This is a genomic window from Bartonella sp. M0192 (assembly GCF_016102305.1).
GTDB classification, from domain to species: Bacteria; Pseudomonadota; Alphaproteobacteria; order Rhizobiales; family Rhizobiaceae; genus Bartonella; species Bartonella apihabitans.
Genome location: NZ_JACFOU010000001.1, coordinates 550,821 through 570,665, shown reverse-complemented (window position 1 = coordinate 570,665; position 19,845 = coordinate 550,821). Strand labels below are relative to the sequence as shown.

5 protein-coding genes and 1 pseudogene are annotated in these 19,845 nt (G+C 47.9%); 5 read left to right on the top strand and 1 reads right to left on the bottom strand.

The window, feature by feature from the left end; all coding sequences use genetic code 11:
• Positions 1–108: 108 nt before the first annotated feature.
• Positions 109–1,662, top strand: a complete 1,554-nt coding sequence (locus H3S82_RS02505) for an AMP-binding protein (protein WP_198232584.1) — start codon at positions 109–111, stop codon at positions 1,660–1,662.
• Positions 1,663–1,664: 2 nt separating this feature from the next.
• Complete coding sequence (locus H3S82_RS02500; protein WP_198233429.1) at positions 1,665–2,837, top strand: thiolase family protein; 1,173 nt, start codon at positions 1,665–1,667, stop codon at positions 2,835–2,837.
• Between the two features lie 308 nt (positions 2,838–3,145).
• Here H3S82_RS02500 and mutS read toward each other — a convergent pair.
• Positions 3,146–5,815 (bottom strand): annotated as a pseudogene (gene mutS / locus H3S82_RS02495) (DNA mismatch repair protein MutS); the annotation flags it as partial.
• A 375-nt stretch (positions 5,816–6,190) separates the two neighbouring features.
• Here mutS and H3S82_RS02490 point away from each other — a divergent pair.
• The 3 genes from H3S82_RS02490 to pncB all read left to right on the top strand — a co-directional run bounded on the left by H3S82_RS02490 (position 6,191) and on the right by pncB (position 18,832).
• The gene (locus tag H3S82_RS02490; protein WP_077970029.1) at positions 6,191–8,485 is read left to right on the top strand and encodes an NADP-dependent malic enzyme; all 2,295 of its coding nucleotides are present in this window, start codon (positions 6,191–6,193) and stop codon (positions 8,483–8,485) included.
• Between the two features lie 330 nt (positions 8,486–8,815).
• A complete protein-coding gene (locus H3S82_RS02485) occupies positions 8,816–17,410 on the top strand; it encodes a GH36-type glycosyl hydrolase domain-containing protein (RefSeq protein WP_198233431.1) in 8,595 nt (2,864 codons plus the stop codon).
• A gap of 117 nt (positions 17,411–17,527) precedes the next feature.
• Complete coding sequence (gene pncB, locus H3S82_RS02480) at positions 17,528–18,832, top strand: nicotinate phosphoribosyltransferase (protein WP_078040292.1); 1,305 nt, start codon at positions 17,528–17,530, stop codon at positions 18,830–18,832.
• Positions 18,833–19,845: the final 1,013 nt, after the last annotated feature.

Sequence of the window (19,845 nt, the reverse complement as noted above, 5' to 3'; positions counted from 1 at the left end):
GGGAGAGTTTTATGATCATTTTAAAAAATATAGTGTCATTTTAAAATATGCCGCGACGTTCAAACGCGGAATCGGCCTCAAATTATTCCCGAACAGCTAGGGGAGCGAATGCCCGTTATTGATATATTGGCAAAACATGCCAGTTTGACACCCGACAGAATTGCGATTTCGATCGCCGGAAATGAAATCACCTATAAAACACTCTGCCAACGCGCCGAAACTTTCAGGCGCAAGCTTTTCAATCTGGAAAAACGCCACCCTGACCGTTTCGGTTTACCGGATGATGGTCGGCTGGTTCTGCTCGCACTCCCGAACCATTTCCGCTTTGGTGAAATTTTTGTCGGCGGTTCGGCAAGCCCGCATTGCGTTGCTGTTCTTTCTGTTGCCACACCATCGAACCAGATTGAAGAAATCATGCGTCGGCTTAGTCCCGACATTGTCATTTGCGAGAATAAAGACTGCGTCATTGCAGAAATTGCCCGCAACCTTGATCTACCAGCGCTTTATGTTGAAAAAGGTGCTGACACCCCATCAACTTATGACCGTTTTCTGGAAGGAATCGTTCCTGATCGGGCAATAGCCGATTTACCGCTCGGGCCGTTTTTCATCGGTTTTACATCCGGCACAACAGGGCTTCCCAAAGCATTTATCAGAAACCGTCAAAGTTGGCGAAACTCGCTTGTTACCGGACGTGAGTTCTTCGGCCTTGGAAAACTACATAAAGCGGTTGCCCCCGGTCCCATGGCGCATGGCGTGAGCCTTTACGCGCTCATTGAAACGCTGGATAGCGGCCAGACATTTGAAAGCGTCAGGAAATTCAATGTCGATGAAGTATTGGAGCTTCTGAAGACTGCCAACCGTTTTGTCGGCGTTCCAACCATGCTCAACGAATTGAAACAACGGGCGGGTGAGCGTAAGTTGGTTTTTAAAGAAGTAAAGCAACTTGTGACCGGAGCTTCAAAATTCGATCGTCAGCATTATGACGATGCCCGCGCGCTTTTCCCGAATGCGGAGATTTTACAATATTATGGCGCCTCCGAATTAAGTTTTGTTGCAGTCAACAAAATGACGCCCCGAACGCTTTCGCATGAAACTTCCATGTCGCCGGTAGGAAAACCGTTTCCCGGTGTCAAAGTCACAATACGCGATGAAAATTTGTCACCGCTCGCGCCTAATAAAATCGGCACGATTTTTGTCGAAAGCGATTTGATCTCGGACGGATATTTATGGGGTGACAATGGCAAGTCATTTGTCCGTAACCAATATGGTGCAACGGTTGGCGACCTCGGCATGATGGATAAAAATGGCGAGCTTTATGTGATGGGTCGTGCCGGTGGCATGATTATTTCGGGCGGCAACAATATTTATCTTGCCGAAATAGAAACCGCATTGAAAACTATTCCTCAAATCAGTGAAGCGATTGCGTTCGGCATTGCCAATAACGTTTATGGCGAACGTCTTGTCAGCGTTGTTTCATTCAAAGATGCTGCTTTAACTGAAAATGAATTGCGCGAGTTTTGCCGCCCGTTAATGGAAAAATTCAAAATTCCGAAAGATTTCTATTTAATCAATCATTGGCCGATGACATGGAGCGGAAAAATCGCGCGTGTCATCGTGAAAAAAATGGTTGAAGAGGGCAACCCCGAAATCACAAGGCTTTAAAAATGGATGAAAGCAGAACACCAGTTATTATTGCGGTCGCAAGAACAGCTATAGCGCGCGCATATGGTGCGCTTTCATCTGTTGACGTGGAATATCTTCTAAGCCCGCTCATTCAGGCACTCGTCGAAAGCACAAAGATCGAAAAAACCGGAATTGACGATGTTATGATCGGTAATGCTGCGGGCGGCGGGGGAAATCTCGCGCGCCTTGCCGCTTTAACCGCCGGACTGCCTGTCGAAATTCCGGGTGTAACAATAGATCGACAATGCGGCTCAGGTCTTGAAGCGGTGGTTATGGCGTGCCGACTTATTGAAGCGGGAGCGGGTGACATTTATCTTGCCGGTGGTGCAGAAAGTGTATCAACTGCGCCTTGGCGCATAAAACGCCCGAAAACGCCGCGCGAATTGCCGCAATTTTTCTCCCGTGCACGGTTTTCACCGGATAGCGTCGGTGACCCCGATATGGGAAACATGGCTGAAAATATTGCCCGACATTTTGGTGTATCGAGACAAAGACAAGATCGTTTTGCGCTTCAAAGCCATCGACGAGCTTTGAAAGCTCAGGCAGACCATCGTTTTGATGATGAAATCATAGCACTTCAAACAGCAAAAGGCTTATTTTCCGCTGACGATTGCCCGAGAGCCGGTTTGAAACTTGAAACTTTGGAGCATTTGCGACCGGTATTTGAAACAGATGGAACAGTCACGGCCGGAAATTCCTGCCCTTTGAATGACGGAGCGGCACTTGTTCTGGTGACATCTCTCGAAAAAGCCAAACAATTGGGTATTCAATACGGGATTGTGTTCGTTGACAGTGCTGTAAGCGGTGTTGATCCCAATCTTGCCGGTATGGGAGCGGTTCCTTCGACAAAAAAGTTGTTACAAAGAATGAAGCTCGACAATTGTTCGGATTTTAAAGTCATTGAATTCAATGAAGCTTTTGCAGCACAAGTGCTTGCCGCCATTGACGAATTGGATATATCGGAAGAACAAATCAACCGTGATGGTGGCGCAATCGCCCTTGGGCATCCTTTCGGCGCGTCGGGCACTTTTTTGACGATACGGCTTTTTTCCCAGATGAAAAATCAGGCTGACGATGCCCTTGGCCTTGCAACAATGGGAATCGGTGGAGGAATGGGAATAAGTGCAGCATTCAGGCCATATCACAACGCTTAAAAATCACTTCGCTTGAGCGGAAGCACTATCTTGATATTTTAAGCCGAAACCGGATTTTTTAAATACCGGCTTTTTTCGGCGGTCAGGCAAACAATTCAAGACCAATGCGATCAATAACCATTGGTTCATGTGAATTGAGAGCCTCCGGATGATTGTTTGATATATCCCCGTTTAACATCACCCCGTTCTTGTTGAACCATCCGATCTTATTAAAAAATGTGAAAAAGCGGGCTTTGCCCGCTCTTCAAGCGCTTTAAAAAACACACATGGTTTTGACGATTCAGAACGTTAATTTCTGACCCTTCCCGTTAATTTTCAGCCAATGAAAGTTGTTTCAGGCGATAGAGTTCTTCCAAGGCTTCCCTTGGCGAAAGCTCATCCGGATTGATTGCCTTCAAGGCTTCTTCAATTTTTGAAGTTTGACGGCTGTTTTCTGCTTCGCGTGCCAAAGCAACGGAAAAAAGTGGAAGATCATCTATCAATTTTGTGGCTTTACCGGCGACTTCGCCTTTTTCCAATTGGTGGAGAACATCTTTTGCCCGCGACAAAACAGCGGCCGGAAGGCCTGCAAGTTTTGCCACCTGCACACCGTAAGAACGATCTGCCGCGCCGTTTCCCACCTCGTGAAGAAAAACAACATCGCCATTCCATTCTTTGACTTTCATCGTCACATTATGAAGACGATCAAGTTTTTCGGTGAGCGCTGTCATTTCATGGAAATGGGTCGCAAAAATTGCACGGCAATGATTGACTTCATGAAGATATTCAATGGCTGCCCAGGCAATTGAAAGCCCGTCAAATGTCGACGTTCCGCGGCCGATTTCGTCGAGAATGACCAATGAACGCTCGCCTGCCTGATTGAGAATTGTTGCTGTTTCCACCATTTCAACCATAAAAGTTGACCGCCCATGGGCAAGATCATCGGCTGCACCAACGCGGCTAAAAAGCCTGTCGACAACACCGATATGGGCAGAACCAGCAGGAACGAACGACCCCATTTGCGCCATTATCGCAATCAAGGCATTTTGACGCAAAAACGTTGATTTACCACCCATATTGGGGCCGGTGAGAAGCCAAATGGCGCCGTATTTCGCACCATTTTTGGGAGAAAGATCACAATTATTGGCCACAAACGGTTCCTTGGCCTGCTTTCTCAATGCCTGTTCGACCACCGGATGGCGTCCGGCGACAATCTCGAAATCGAGCGACTGGTCGACAATCGGGCGGCAATAGCCCTGTTCTTCGGCAAGAGAAGCATTGGAGGCGGAAACATCAAAAACAGCAAGTGCCATAGCGGCTTGCCGGATAAAATCGGCTTGATCTGCAATTTCTGCGACAAGCTTCTCGAACAATTCAAGTTCGATTGTCAAAGCACGATCGGCTGCATTGGCAATGCGGCTTTCAAGATCGGCAAGTTCGGTTGTGGTAAAACGCATGGCATTCGCCATTGTCTGGCGATGGATAAAACGGCTTTTTGCTTCAGCCGTTTCTGTCAGTGCGGGTGCCTGAAGCGCGGTGACTTCGATATAATAACCGAGAATATTGTTATGGCGGATTTTAAGCGCTTTAACGCCCGTCTCTTCCGCATAACGGCCTTGCAATTCGGCAATGAACCGGCGCGATTGATCCCTCAAGGTTCTTAATTCATCAAGCTCTTTGTTATAATTCTCGCGAACAAATCCCCCGTCCCGTTTCAACAAGGGCAAATCATCGGCCAGTATGCGATCAAGGTGACTGTGTAAATCAACCGGCAATTTTTCAAGAGTTGCAAAAGCATCACTTAATTCTTGCGGTAGAAGTTTACCCGCAAACAGATGTCTCACATCGCAAATAACAGCAAAGCCGCGCTGGATTGCAGCCATATCGCGCGGGCCGCCGCGACCAAGAACAAGGCGTGAAAGTGCTCGCGGCATATCCGGCGCGCTCTTCAAAATAGCCTGCAAATTTTCGGCAAACCGCATATCATTGAGAAAATAGGCAACCGAATCAAGCCTTTCATTGATTGTTACCGGTGAAATCAACGGCGCCATCAAGCGTTCGCTCAAAAGCCTTGCACCGCCGCCGGTGACGGTCCGGTCAATCGCTTTCATCAAGCTGCCATCGCGCTGGCCTGAAAGTGTTCGTGTCAATTCCAGATTGTTGCGGGTTGCCGGATCAATAAACAAAGAGGCATTTTCGTCTTCCCTTAAAGGACGCATAAGGGGGGGACGTTCATTGATCTGTGTTTTTTCAACATAACCGATTGCCGCCGAAATGGCCGAAAGTTCGGCACGATCATAGTGTCCGAGCCCCTCCAGTGTTGCCAGTTTGAAATAGTCGCAAATATTGCGTTCGGCCATATTGCTATCAAAGAGGCTTGCTGCTTGCGGTGTGACGATACGGCCAAGAATGTTGAATAACGGTTTCAATGCCTCGTCATGGAAAACACTATCGGCAACAATCAGTTCTTGCGGGTCAATGCGCATAATATCGGCAAGCAACCGGTCGGCATGGGCACGGCTTACTTTGAAAATTCCGGTCGAAATATCAATCCATGCAAGCGCAAATTCCTGATCTTTTCCCGACTTTATGCGTGAAAGCGCCATAAGATAATTGGAGCGTGCCGGATCAAGCAGTTTGTCTTCTGTCAAAGTCCCCGGTGTGACAAGGCGGATAACATTGCGTCGCACAACCGATTTGGCACCCCGTTTTCTCGCTTCAGCGGGATCTTCCATCTGCTCGCAGACGGCCACGCGGTAACCGCAGGCAATAAGTTTTTGCAAATAATCATCAGCAGCATGAACAGGAACGCCACACATTGGCACATCTTCACCAAGATGTTTGCCACGTTTGGTAAGCGCGATCCCCAATGCTTTGGAAGCTTCAACGGCATCATCAAAAAAAAGCTCGTAAAAATCACCCATGCGATAAAACAGCAAATAATCGCTATTTGCCGCCTTTATCTCGATATATTGCTCCATCATCGGCGTGATACGATCATCAGAGCGATTATGTTTTCTTTCCGGCTTTTCTGCCGCCATTTCCCGGGTTACTTCTTCTGCCATGCCTTTTTTAACCTTTGCTTTCGGCTTGTCACCAAAGAGCTTTTTTAAACCGCAATGCTTTGTCGGAATATTTCAAGCTATAGCATCCAAACTATGTGTCATGCCATTCAATATGTGTTTTAATACCCAACTCTTGTCGATTGAAATGTCATCAGAATTTGTTGTTCGAAACGTCCGGACAATATATGCAAAAGCAATAAAAAAACTTGGACTATTTTTTAAATATAATCCATAATTTCCGTTTATTATCACATATATACCGGCTTAAATGGAGCGAACAAACTCGCTACCTCAGAAAATGATAGAAAAATGAGCAAAAAGAATCAAAAAAACAACGACAAATCAACAAGTTACAGTTCTCTCGATCAGGAAGCGCTGGATTTTCACAGTCGCGGGCGTCCGGGAAAGCTCGAAATTATTGCGACAAAGCCCATGGCAACCCAACATGATTTGGCTTTAGCTTATTCACCGGGTGTTGCAGTTCCGGTGAAAGCCATTGCGCAAAATCCGGCTCTTGCCTATGATTATACAGCCAAAGGCAACCTCGTTGCTGTTATTTCCAACGGCACAGCCATTTTGGGCCTTGGTCATCTTGGTGCTCTCGCCTCCAAGCCGGTGATGGAAGGCAAAGCCGTATTGTTCAAACGTTTTGCCGATGTCGATTCAATTGACCTCGAAATCGATACGACCGATGTTGATGCTTTCATCAATTCGGTCCGTTATCTCGGCCCGTCTTTCGGCGGCATAAATCTGGAAGATATCAAGGCTCCGGACTGTTTCATCATTGAAAGCCGTTTAAGAGAGTTAATGAATATTCCGGTTTTCCATGACGACCAACATGGTACGGCTATTATTGCTACAGCCGGTCTCATCAATGCGCTTTACCTCACCGGTCGGGACATGAAACATACACGTCTCGTCTGTAATGGTGCCGGTTCTGCAGGAATTGCCTGCATTGAACTCATAAAGGCCATGGGGTTCAAGTCGGAAAATGTCATATTGTGCGACACCAAAGGCGTTGTTTATGAAGGTCGGCAAGAAAATATGAACCAATGGAAAGCGGCCCATGCCGTCAAGACCGACAAACGTACACTCGCCGAAGCACTTGATGGGGCAGATGTTTTCTTTGGCGTTTCGGCCAAGGGTGTTCTGACGCCCGAAATGGTCAAATCCATGGCTCCAAAACCGATCATTTTTGCTATGGCTAATCCTGATCCTGAAATTACGCCGGAAGAAGTTGCCAAGGTGCGTGATGATGCCATTATGGCAACAGGCCGCTCGGATTATCCGAACCAGATCAACAACGTCTTATGCTTTCCTTATATTTTCCGCGGAGCTTTGGATGTCCGCGCCAGCACGATCAATGAAACAATGAAAATTGCGGCGGCAAAAGCCATAGCCCAACTTGCCCGTGAAGAAGTGCCTGACGATGTCGCCGAAGCCTATCGGGGCACCCGACTGAAATTCGGTCCGAATTATATCATTCCGGTACCGTTTGATTCACGCCTGTTATCTGCCATTCCGACTGCAGTTGCCAAGGCGGCAATGGAAAGCGGCGTTGCCGGTAAGCCTATTGCTGATCTCGAAGCTTATGCACGGGATTTGGCTGCGCGGCGTGACCCGATAGCCGCAACAATGCGCGGTGTTTATAATCGCGTACGGCAAAATCCCAAACGGATTGTCTTTGCCGAAGGTGAAGAAGAACAGGTCATGCGGGCAGCCGTTTCTTACGTCAACCAGAACCTCGGTAGTGCCATTCTGGTTGGTCATGAAGATATTATTGAAAAAAGAGCACATATAGCCGGTATCGACCTTAACAGATCCGGAATAAAAATTGCCAATGCCCGCCTGTCCGATCGGAAAGATGCTTATGCCGATTATCTCTATAGCAAAATGCAACGAAGAGGTTGGCTATTGAGAGATTGCCACCGCTATATCAATAATGATCGCAACCATTTTGCCGCATGCATGTTGGCAATGGGCGATGCCGATGCGATGATTACCGGTGTTACCCGAAATTATGAAACCGGACTTGCCGATGTCCGCCGCGTTATCGACATGAAAGCCGGCGAACGGGTTGTCGGTATTTCTATGGCAATTTGCCGCGGGCGCACCGTTTTTATTGCCGACACGGCAATTTCCGAACACCCGAATCCGGAAGAATTAGCCGATATTGCCGAGCAAGCTGCAAATTTTGCCCGTGATATGAGCTATAAGCCACGCGTTGCACTTCTGGCATATTCTACTTTCGGTCACATGAAGGGTGAAGGCGCCCAACGTATTCAGGAAGCGGTCAAATTGCTTCGCGCACGCAATGTCAATTTCGAAGTTGATGGCGAAATGAGTGCCGACGTTGCGCTCAATCCGAAAATGATGGAGCAATATCCATTCATGGGATTGAGCGAACCGGCCAATGTTCTGGTTATGCCGGGCTACCATTCTGCTTCAATTGCCAGCAAAATGTTGCAGGAACTCGGCGGGGCAACCTTGATCGGACCTATTCTCGTCGGTCTCGAAAAATCGGCCCAGATTGTTCCCTTGGGCGCACGTGATTCCGACATAGTGACGATGGCAGCATTGGCAGCCTATAACACAACAAAATAGATCTATCCGGATTTTAAAGCCCCGTTTTCTCTAACGGGGCTTTTATTAATTGCTTTATAAATAAATTCTTGAACTTTATAGCTGACTCACAGATATGGCGGGGAAGCGTTTTATTAAACAAATGCCTTGGCTTGCTGATTTTTCCCCCGTAGCAGCGCAATTTAATTCAATTTTTAACACTATGTCTTATTTTTATCGGCATGTAATATAAAGTGTTTGGCGTTTACCAAAAAAATTGAAAATTGGGCTTAATAAAAAAGATATAGTTTATCGGTAAAAAAACAGGCTAAATTCTGTCGCGTGAGCTTTTTAAAGCAAGGATCAAATAATATGGCGGAAACTGCATCATCAATCAAATGGCTTCTTTCTCAGCAAACGGAAGTACGCTACCTTCCTGATACAGCTTTTCCAATCCGTTCGACATTCAAGTCGGAAGACGAGCTACAGCAACTGGCCCATGAAATGGCCGAGGGCAAAAAAATTGTTTTGCCGGAATATACGCCATTCGATTTCAGAGAACGGCTCACCGAAAATTCCAAGCTCATTCTTCACACCTTCCGCTCGACCGATGCCGCAGCTCGCAATAACGAGGCCATCACACCGGCAGCACAATGGCTGCTCGACAACCATTATACGATTGATAAGACCATCCAGCAGGCGCGGCGTGATTTTCCGCGTGCATTCGTCAAACAGCTTCCCCCTTATAAAGGCGAAAATGAACTGCCAAGAATTTTCGCACTGGCTTGGCTTTATGTCGCCCATACCGACAGCAGTTTTTCGCTTAAAACTTTAACGGCCATGGTCAATGGTTACCAACAGGTTGCCGATTTCCAGATTGGCGAATTATGGGCTTTGCCGTCGGCTGTCCGTATGGTTCTCATTGAAAATGCGCGGCGACTTTCCATGCGCATTGAAAAAGCCCGCCGGATGCGGCGATTTGCAAACCAGGCCGCTGACCTAATGGCTCTAGCTGAAAATGACAATGCACTTCAGAACATTTTTTCAACTTACGAAGCGCTTGTTGCCGACCCGACTTTTGCCGCCCATCTTCTTTATCGTTTGCGTGGCGCTTCTGTTGATTCAACGATAGCCTTGAACTGGCTTGAAGAGCAGTTACATCGTCATGGCAGCGACCCTGAATCGGCAACTGCCGAAGAACATTCGCGCCAATCAACCGGCGGTGTAACCATGGGCAATATCATCCGTGCCCTGAAAGCGATTGATGACGTTGATTGGACATATTGGTTCGAAACGGTCAGCCATGTCGATTTCATGTTGCGTGAAAACAGCGATTTCGGAGAAATCGACTTTCCATCGCGCAATACCTATCGCGTCATCATCGAAAAAATTGCCCGTCGTTCGCCATTAAGCGAACTCGAGGTGACAAAAAAAGCACTCGACATGGTGGAGAATGCAAAAAAAGACGGTGTCACGACTGGAGCATCGGTTGCATGGTACCTCGTGGGGCCCGGACGAGAAGCTTTTGAACAGGCTTGCAATTATGATTGCCCGTTCTCGACCCGTTTCATGCGTGCCTTCCGCGCGATGAAAATTTTCAGCATTGCCATTCCGGTTTCAGTTCTCACCATTCTCATTCTCATTGCAGTTTATGCATTACTGAGGGAAACCGGCTTGAGCCATGCATTGTCGCTCACTTTCACAGCGCTTGCGCTTTTCCCGACAATGGATACCGCTTTTGCGCTCTTCAATACTCTTGTTGCCTGGACTGTCGAACCACGGCGATTGATCGGATATGAATATAAAGACGGCATTCCGGAAGAAGCCAAAACGCTCGTCGTTGTTCCGACAATGATAACCTCGCGCGATTCTATTGACGAGCAGATAAGAAATCTCGAAGTTCACTATCTTTCAAACCCGCAAGGGGCCATTTATTTTGCATTGGTGACAGACTGGGCCGACTCGAAAAAGGAAGAAACAGCCGACGATCGTGATCTTCTCGAATATGCACAAAAAGGTATTGCTGATCTTAACTGGTATTATCGCGGTGACGGACAGCCACTATTTTTCATTTTACATCGTCATCGTTTGTATAATCCTAGCGAAGATTGCTATATGGGCTGGGAGCGTAAACGCGGCAAGCTGCATGAGTTGAATCTGCTTTTGCGCGGTGACCGTGACACCAGTTTCTTCCCGACAGACCCACGTCTGCCCATGGATTGTCGCTTTGTCATGACGCTTGATTCCGACACAAGGCTCACCACCGAGGCGGTCACCCGTCTTGTCGGAAAGCTCAATCATCCATTGAATCGTCCGGTCATTGACCCGAAAACACATACTGTCAAAAGTGGTTATGGCATTCTTCAGCCGCGGGTGACGCCCTCGCTTACCACCGGTGATGATGCCTCATTCCTCCAGCGTGTCTTTTCGGTCAATCGCGGCATAGACCCTTATGTTTTCGCCGTATCCGATACCTATCAGGATCTTTTGGGCGAAGGTACCTATACCGGCAAAGGCCTTTATGACATTGATGCATTCGAAATAGCACTTGCTGACAAAGTGCGCGAAAATAGTGTGTTGAGCCACGATCTTCTTGAAGGCGGTTATGCACGCGTCGGCTTTGTGAGCGATGTCGAGGTGGTTGAAGATTATCCGACGGCCTATAATGTCGATGTTGCCCGTCATCATCGCTGGATCCGTGGTGACTGGCAATTGCTGCCCTATCTCTTCACCCGTCACAATATCAACCTTATTACCCGCTGGAAAATGCAGGATAATTTGCGGCGTTCGCTGACACCGCTCATGTGGATTATTGCCTCGCTTTTCGGTTGGTGCATATTGCCGCTTCATACGGCGGTTTTCTGGCAATTATTTCTGCTTTTGGGCATGTTTATTGCCCCCACACTCGGCGTTCTGCGCAACATTATGCCGACAAGTATGGACAATTCGTTACGTGGCCACTTCCAATCGGTGTTGACAAATATTGCAACCAGCACAGCAGATGTTGCGCTTCGCACGACCTTCCTTGCCTATTCGGCATTTTATATGGTTGATGCGATTATCCGTACCCTCTATCGCATGTTTGTTTCACACAAACATCTGCTTGAATGGAAAACATCGGCAGCAACGCGTTCTTCGCCCAATACGCTCTCCTATTATGTCACCACCATGTGGCCGGCGACATTAATTGGTGTGGTTTCGATTACGCTTCCGGCAGCACTTCATAATTCTGCTGTCTTTGTAGCCCTGCCCTTTGGTCTTGCCTGGTTCTTTTCACCGCTTATCGCCTGGATTGTAAGCCGTTCGGCTGCCTTTCAGGATTCGCTTGAAATCCGGCCATCCGATAAAAATGAATTGCGTCGCATTGCACGCCGCACCTGGCATTATTACGAAACATTTGCCAATGCCGATAACAATTTTCTTCCCCCCGACAATTATCAGGAAGATCCGGTACCGGTTCTGGCACGCAGAACCTCGCCAACCAATATCGGCGTCTATCTGCTCTCGACAGTCGCTGCACGTGATTTCGGCTGGGTCAGTTTCGATGATGCCATCCAGCGTATCGAACGCACACTCGATACAATGGATAAAATGGAAAGATTCCGCGGGCATTTCTTCAACTGGTATGAAACCGACACTTTGCGGCCCCTTGTACCAAGCTATGTCTCGACTGTCGACTCGGGCAATCTTGCCGGCCATCTCGTAACACTGGCTGCAGCCTTGAAAGAATGGTCTGAAGCACCATCCGTATTCCTACAAGGCGATCTTGCAGGCCTCCTTGATGTTAATGACATTTTGCAGGAAACATTAAACCTCATCCCCGATGACCGTCGCATCCTGCGCCCGCTTCGCAGAAGAATTGATGAACGCATGGCCAATTTCCGCAGGGCTGTCCGCTCGATTATGGATGAACCGGAAACGGCAACATTCCGCACGGCAAATCTCACAATTGCGGCAAACGATATAGGCCGTCTCACAAGCGAGCTTGATGGTGAAATCGGAAGCGATGAATCCCGTCATGCTGTTTCATGGGCCGAATGTTTGATCGAAACATGCGAAGCTCACACACATGACGCGACCGCCGATCATGATACGGAGGCTTTACGCAAGACTTTAAGTGATCTTTCTGCAAGAGCACGGCAGTTTGCCTTTGATATGAAATTCGATTTCCTTGAACGAAAGGAACGTCGTCTCATGTCCATCGGCTATCGTGTTCAGGAAAACGAGCTTGACGAAAGCTGTTACGATCTGCTTGCTTCGGAAGCCCGTCTTTCGAGCCTCTTTGCCATTGCCAAAGGCGATGTCAAGGTTGAACATTGGTTCCGCCTTGGTCGTATGCTGGTACCGGTCGGCTGGAAAGGTGCTCTGCTTTCCTGGTCGGGTTCGATGTTCGAATATTTAATGCCACCGCTTGTCATGCGCGAGCCTCTGGGATCGCTCCTTGACCAGACAAACCGGCTTGTTGTTCGTAGACAAATCCAATATGCCAATGAACGCGGGTTGCCATGGGGCATTTCGGAAGCAGCGTTTAATGCCCGTGACCAACAGATGAACTACCAATATTCCAACTTTGGTGTTCCCAGTCTCGGTCTTCAACGTGGCCTTTCGCGCAATGCTGTTATTGCGCCTTATGCAAGCATTCTCGCTTCCCAATATATGCCGACAGAAGCAGTCGCCAATCTTGCACGTTTGCGCAAGCTCGGTGCGCTCGGCGAATACGGTTTCCATGACTCGGTTGATTTCACACCGGCGCGTGTGCGTGAAGGCGAAAAATATGCCGTCGTCAAGAATTATTATGCGCACCACCACGGCATGTCTATTCTCGCAATTGACAATGTCATTTTCGATGGCCGCATGAGAAACCGTTTCCATAGCGATCCGGTGATTGAAGCGGCACAGCTTCTGTTACAGGAAAAAGCGCCGCGTGAAATTCCTATGGTTCATGCAAAAACGGCTAATCCGATGCGCAGTGATGCTGGCGGTTTTGAAGACGCACCGGTTCGCGTTATCAAAGCCCCGCTCACCAAACCACGTTCGACAGTGCTTTTGTCAAATGGCAATTATTCGGTCATGTTGACCGGCAAAGGTTCCGGCTATAGCCGCTGGAACAATATTGCTGTTACCCGTTTCATGCCCGATGCAGCCGAAGACCAGCAAGGCACTTTCATCTTTTTGCGTGACCCTGCTTCCGGCCGCTGGTGGTCGGCAACGGGTGAACCAACGCGCGTTGCCGATGAAGAAGCTTCAGCGGTTTTCACCGACGAAAAGGCCGAATATACAAAAACGGTCGATGGTATAAAATCGACTGTGGAATGTATTGTTGCATCCGAAGGTGATGGTGAAGGTCGACGTATCGAGCTTATCAACACCACTTCCAAAGATCGCATTCTTGAAATTACGTCCTATGCCGAACTGGTATTGACAACACCCGAGACAGATGCGGCCCATACGGTCTTCGCACGCATGTTTGTGGAAACCGAAATTGCCGATCAAGGCGGAACAATTTATGCCAAAAGGCGTAAACGCGACCCGAAAGATCCGGAAATCCATGTTGCCCATTTTGTCACCGATACATCCGGTTCTGTTCGTGATGCGAAAGCCGAGACCGACAGGCGTGTTTTCATCGGCCGCGGGCGCTCTATCCGTCGTCCGGCTGCTTTCGACCGTGGTGCCACTCTCACCGGAACAGAGGGTTGTGTGCTTGATCCAATTGCAGCAATAAGATGTCGTGTTCGGGTTCCGGCACATAAAAAAGCCGCACTTATCTTCTGGACATTTGCAGCAAATTCGAAAGAAAAGCTTGCATCCCAAGTTGAATATTACCGTCAACCGAATGTATTCCAGCGCGAATTCTCGCTTGCCTGGACCCGGTCGCAAGTGTCGCTTTACCAGCTTGGTATCAAGCCAAAGGAATCCGTCATTTACCAGAAATACGCGACTTCCCTTATTTATCCGGATCGCACGTGGCGTTTGCCTTCGGAGGCGCTCGCTGAAAACCTTGGCAAACAATCCGATTTGTGGCCGATGTCAATATCCGGCGATTTTCCGATCTTCCTGCTCAGGCTTGATAATGAAGCCGATCTCGAAGTCTTGCGCGGACTTTTAAAAGCGCATGAATATTGGCGGATGCGCGGATTGACTGTCGATATTGTCATTTTGAACGAACGGGCTTTTTCTTATGCGCAAGATACCCAGCGCGCCATTGAATGGATGTGCGAAGGTTATCGCAACCGCACCGCCGAAGCAGACGGACGCCAGCATATTTTCACTGTCCGCCGTGACCAGATGAACGAGCAGAGTTTCAAGACTTTGCTTGCCAGTGCCCGCATTGTTTTACAAGCCCAGAATGGCTCCTTGTCCGAACAGATGCAGCGCATGGAAAATATCGATTCCGACCTTTCCCATCGCAATAAAGATGAGGAAACTGCTCAATCTGCCAAGACGCATAACAATGGCAAAGCTGCGCAACGAAAAAGCGGCAAACACGAAGAGATTGTTATGCCGCTTGAACAGGGCCAATTTACATCAATCGGTATCATCGGCGACCAGCATAAATCCTGCCCGCTTCCGGATGGCAAAGACCTTGCCTATTGGAACGGCTATGGCGGCTTCGACAAGGACAACAGCTATGTCATTCGTCTTTCAGGAAGAAATGCAACGCCAAATCCATGGATTAACGTTATTTCCAACGAGCATTTCGGTTTCCACGTTTCGGCAGAAGGGTCGAGTTTTACCTGGTCGGGCAATAGCCGCGATTATCAATTGACACCATGGGCGAACGATCCTGTTGTCAACCGTCCGGGCGAAGCTCTCTACATTGTTGACCGTCACTCGTTAAAACGTTTCTCGCCGGTTTCGGTTGTCGAATGTGATGATAGCGCACTCTATGAAGCGCGCCACGGCCTTGGCTATTCGACATTCACATCGAAACACGGAACGATAAGTCTGGAATTGACCCACACTGTCGATAATAAACGCCCGATAAGGCTATCGCGTCTTGTCATCAAAAACGAAGACAAGAGCCCGAGAAGCCTGAGACTTTACGATTATGTCGAATGGGTATTGGGCACAGTCAGGGCAAAAGCTGCTCCCTTCATCATTCCCGATTATGACGAAAAACGCGGTGCGCTTTTTGTTCGCAATCCTTATCATACGGAGAAGTCCGAAGAAGTAAGCTTCATTGCGGCAAGCAGCACGCCTTCAAGCTATACGGCCGACAGAACGGAGTTCATCGGCTCGATCGGAACTGTCAAACATCCGCAAGCGATCCGTCAAGGCGAGCCGCTGTCCAACACGGTTGAAGCCGGACGTGATCCGTGCTCCGCACTTGCTTTTGACATCGAATTGAAAGCCGGTGAAAAGAAAGAGATTATCTTCTATCTCGGTAATGCCAAAAATCGTCTGGAAGCAGAAAAACTCCTTGATAGCGTCCGGAAAGAAACATTTACCTCTGTTCTTGAAAAAGAGAAAAAACAATGGACAGATTTTGTTTCCGGCCTACAGGTCAAAACAAATGACCGTTCATTCGACCTCATGGTCAATAACTGGCTTCCCTATCAAACCTATGCCTGCCGCATCATGGCAAGAGCCGCATTTTATCAGGCAAGCGGAGCATTCGGTTTCCGTGACCAGTTGCAGGACACATTGTCACTCTTGCTGCTCAAGCCGGAACTTGCCCGTGAACAGGTTATCAATGCCGCATCACGCCAGTTTCCTGAAGGCGATGTGCAACACTGGTGGCTGCCCGATAGCGGCGCCGGTGTCAGAACATTGATTTCCGATGATGTGGCCTGGCTCGGCTATGGTGCTGCGCTTTATGTCAATACCACAGGCGATCGTGAGTTTCTCAATACAGATATTGCCTTTATCGATGGCGACAAACTCAAGGAAGGCCAACATGACAGCTATTTCCAGCCAGCCATTTCGCCAAAAACTGCCACACTCTACGAGCATTGCGCACTCGCCCTTGATCTTGCAATCAAACGCACCGGCAAACACGGCCTACCGTTAATGCTGGGCGGCGACTGGAACGACGGGATGAACCTCGTCGGTATCGGCGGCAAAGGTGAAAGTATCTGGCTCGGCTGGTTCCTCGGAACAGCTCTCAAGGCTTTCATTCCGATTGCCGAAGAACGCAAGGATGAAAAACGCGTCAAAAAATGGACGCATCATCTGGAGAAGCTCACCAAAGCGCTTGAGGTGAGCGGATGGGACGGAAAATGGTACCGTCGTGGTTATTTCGATAATGGAGAGCCTTTGGGGTCACACACCAACGACGAATGCCAGATTGATACGATCGCCCAATCGTGGAGTGTTATTTCCGGCATGGGAACGGAAGAACATCAAAAACAGGCCATGCAGTCCATGCTTGAGCACTTGCTGGACGAGAAAGGAGAGCTCATCCGTCTGTTCTGGCCTCCCTTTGACAAGACCGAACTTGAACCGGGGTATATCAAGGGTTATCCGGCTGGCATTCGCGAAAATGGCGGCCAATATACCCATGGTGCAATCTGGAGCATTCTGGCACTTGCCAAACTCGGAGACAAAGACAAGGCCTATCAGGTCTTTTCGATGATCAACCCGATTTCGCACGGGAAAAAACCTCACATCTATCGCGTCGAACCTTATGTGATTTCTGCCGATATATATTCGGTCGAGCCACGGCGTGGCCAAGGCGGCTGGACATGGTATACAGGTTCTGCCGGATGGCTTTACCGTGCTGCTACAGAATCTATTCTGGGCATCAACCGCAATGGTTCCAAACTTTATCTCAAACCATGTCTGCCAAAAGATTGGCCGGGTTACGAAGCAACCGTAAAATTTGACGGCGCAACCTATGTTATCAAAGTTAATCGCGGTAAAAATCTTGGCTTGACAGTTGATGACAAGAAGGTCGACAAACCTGAAAACGGCATCGGTCTGAAAAAGACAGGACATCATGAAATTAATCTGACGATCGATAAATAACTTCAAGGGGTTTAAAAACTCCTTGAAGTTCCTCGCGAAGGCTTTACTTCCTTTTGTTCTTTTATCAAGGTAACGTTCTTCCCATTGGGTAGAGGCAACAAACAGATTGAAAGTGCTATGGCGCAAACTGATATCGCAGAACGTGTATATAATCACACCTGGAAGCTTGATCCGATTATAAGATCACTGCTTGATACCGATTTCTATAAGTTCCTGATGTTGCAAATGATTTGGGGACTTTATTCGGATGTCGATGTTACTTTTTCACTGATCAACCGGACAAAAACGGTGCGGCTTGCCGATGAAATTGATGAGGGAGAATTGCGGGCGCAGCTTGACCATGCCCGCACTTTGAAATTTACCAAAAAGGAAATGATCTGGCTTGCCGGTAATACATTTTATGGTCGCAAACAGATTTTCACACCCGATTTTCTCCATTGGCTTCAAGGTTTCCAATTGCCTGAATACGAGCTGACACGTAAAGACGGGCAATATATTTTGAATTTCGAGGGGCCATGGACCCACACCACAATGTGGGAAATACCTGCGCTTTCGATCATCAATGAATTGCGTTCGCGTGCAGCCATGCGCAATCTCGGACGATTTGAACTCGACATTCTCTATGCGCGGGCAAAAGCCAAAATGTGGAGCAAGGTCGAGCGGTTAAAAAAATATCCTGATATTCGTATATCCGATTTTGGTACGCGCCGCCGCCATTCGTTTTTATGGCAACGCTGGTGTGTCGAAGCTTTGAAAGAAGGGATCGGGCGGTCATTTACCGGTACTTCCAATGTGCTTCTGGCCATGAACAATGATTTGGAAGCAATCGGCACCAATGCCCATGAACTGCCGATGGTTGTTGCAGCCCTTGCCAATAATGATGAGGAACTGCGCACAGCTCCTTATCGGGTTATGCAGGATTGGAACCGTTATTATGGCGGCAATCTTCTGGTTGCACTGCCTGACGCTTTCGGCACAGCGGCGTTCTTACGCAATGCGCCTCAATGGGTGGCAGACTGGACCGGCTTCCGTCCGGATAGTGCACCGCCAATCGAGGGGGGTGAGCGCATTATCAAGTGGTGGAAAGACCACGGCAAAGACCCTCGTGAAAAACTTATTGTTTTTTCCGATGCATTGGATGTCGATACAATCGAAGAAACCTACAAACATTTTCAAGGGCGCGTTCGCATGAGCTTCGGCTGGGGAACCAATCTGACCAATGATTTTGCCGGTTGTGCTCCCGATGACATCAAGGAACTTGATGCAATTTCACTTGTTTGCAAGGTTACCCATGCGAACGGTCGACCGGCTGTCAAACTTTCGGATAATCCTGAAAAAGCCATTGGTGAGCCAAGTGAAATTCGCCGTTATTTGCAGTTCTTTGGCAATGAAGAACGTGTGTCGAAACCGGTAAGGGTTTAAAAAGCTCTTTTCCGTTCATTTTCATTGCTGCTGATTTTATCCCTCCCGTCACTTTCATATGGCGGGAGGGTTTTTGTACCCATATAAGCGACGATGAGGAGATGGCGTAGCGGGGGTACTAACATGACACCCGATTTTTGTTTCCGGTCTGTTGCAACTCTTATTTTCCGTTTTACATCAAGCCATCAAGGCGCGTAAGAGCCAAAAGCTTGAGTAAAAGTTTAGCGAAAAACTGTTTTTCAATGGTGATATCTCATCAATAACCATTAGATTTTCACCTGCCTTTTTCGTTTCACTTTCAGGATTTCAAAATCTCAGCCGCCCCTTGTCTATGTTCGCTAAAGCTAACGAGACTTTCTGCTTGCTTGCCAAGAATAAGTTCTCCGGATCACTCATCATTGGTAGAAAAGAGGTTTCGCTACCCTACCCAAGACTTTTACCTCTTGCCCACCGCGCCCCCTGCCTATTTCTGCCATTTATGCCTGTCACGCATTTTGCCTTCTATCGGGCTATATGTTGGCCGAAAAATTGATTAGGTAGGAAACAATGGCCGAGTAGTATGTTTCACCTAACGCGGCTTTTATATTTTGACATTGTTAACCAGTAAAAAAATTCCGGACAAAACTAAATCGAAAAAGAATAATTTCATCATAATAATTGAAACATTCTGTTCAGCTCATTAGATCAAAGACGCCGGTTATTTCAGTTATCCGGAACGATAGAGTGAAGTAAGCTAATTAGTATCTTGTGCCTTTTAAATGAATTGTTAGAAACGGGATTGCGTCATAACGGGTGGTGCAATCATCATTTGAAATAACGTTATTTTTTAACCACACCACTTTTTGCCGTTTCATAAATTACACCCCATGGCGTTTTGACAATTGTCATTTTGGCAATTGTCATTCAAAATCCAATGACTGGCTGCAAAAAGACTTTTAGGTCTCATAGCTCAAAGCGCTTTTTTTCTTTAAAAAAGCTTCCCCGTTTCGCGGGCATGAATTTGTGCTGTTTTG

Excerpts from the sequence above, each read along its gene's own strand:
- H3S82_RS02505 (WP_198232584.1), top strand. The coding sequence starts at position 109 with ATGCCCGTTATTGATATATTGGCAAAACATGCCAGTTTGACACCCGAC.
- H3S82_RS02500 (WP_198233429.1), top strand. The coding sequence starts at position 1,665 with ATGGATGAAAGCAGAACACCAGTTATTATTGCGGTCGCAAGAACAGCT.
- H3S82_RS02490 (WP_077970029.1), top strand. The coding sequence starts at position 6,191 with ATGAGCAAAAAGAATCAAAAAAACAACGACAAATCAACAAGTTACAGT.
- pncB (WP_078040292.1), top strand. The coding sequence starts at position 17,528 with ATGGCGCAAACTGATATCGCAGAACGTGTATATAATCACACCTGGAAG.
- H3S82_RS02485 (WP_198233431.1), top strand. The coding sequence starts at position 8,816 with ATGGCGGAAACTGCATCATCAATCAAATGGCTTCTTTCTCAGCAAACG.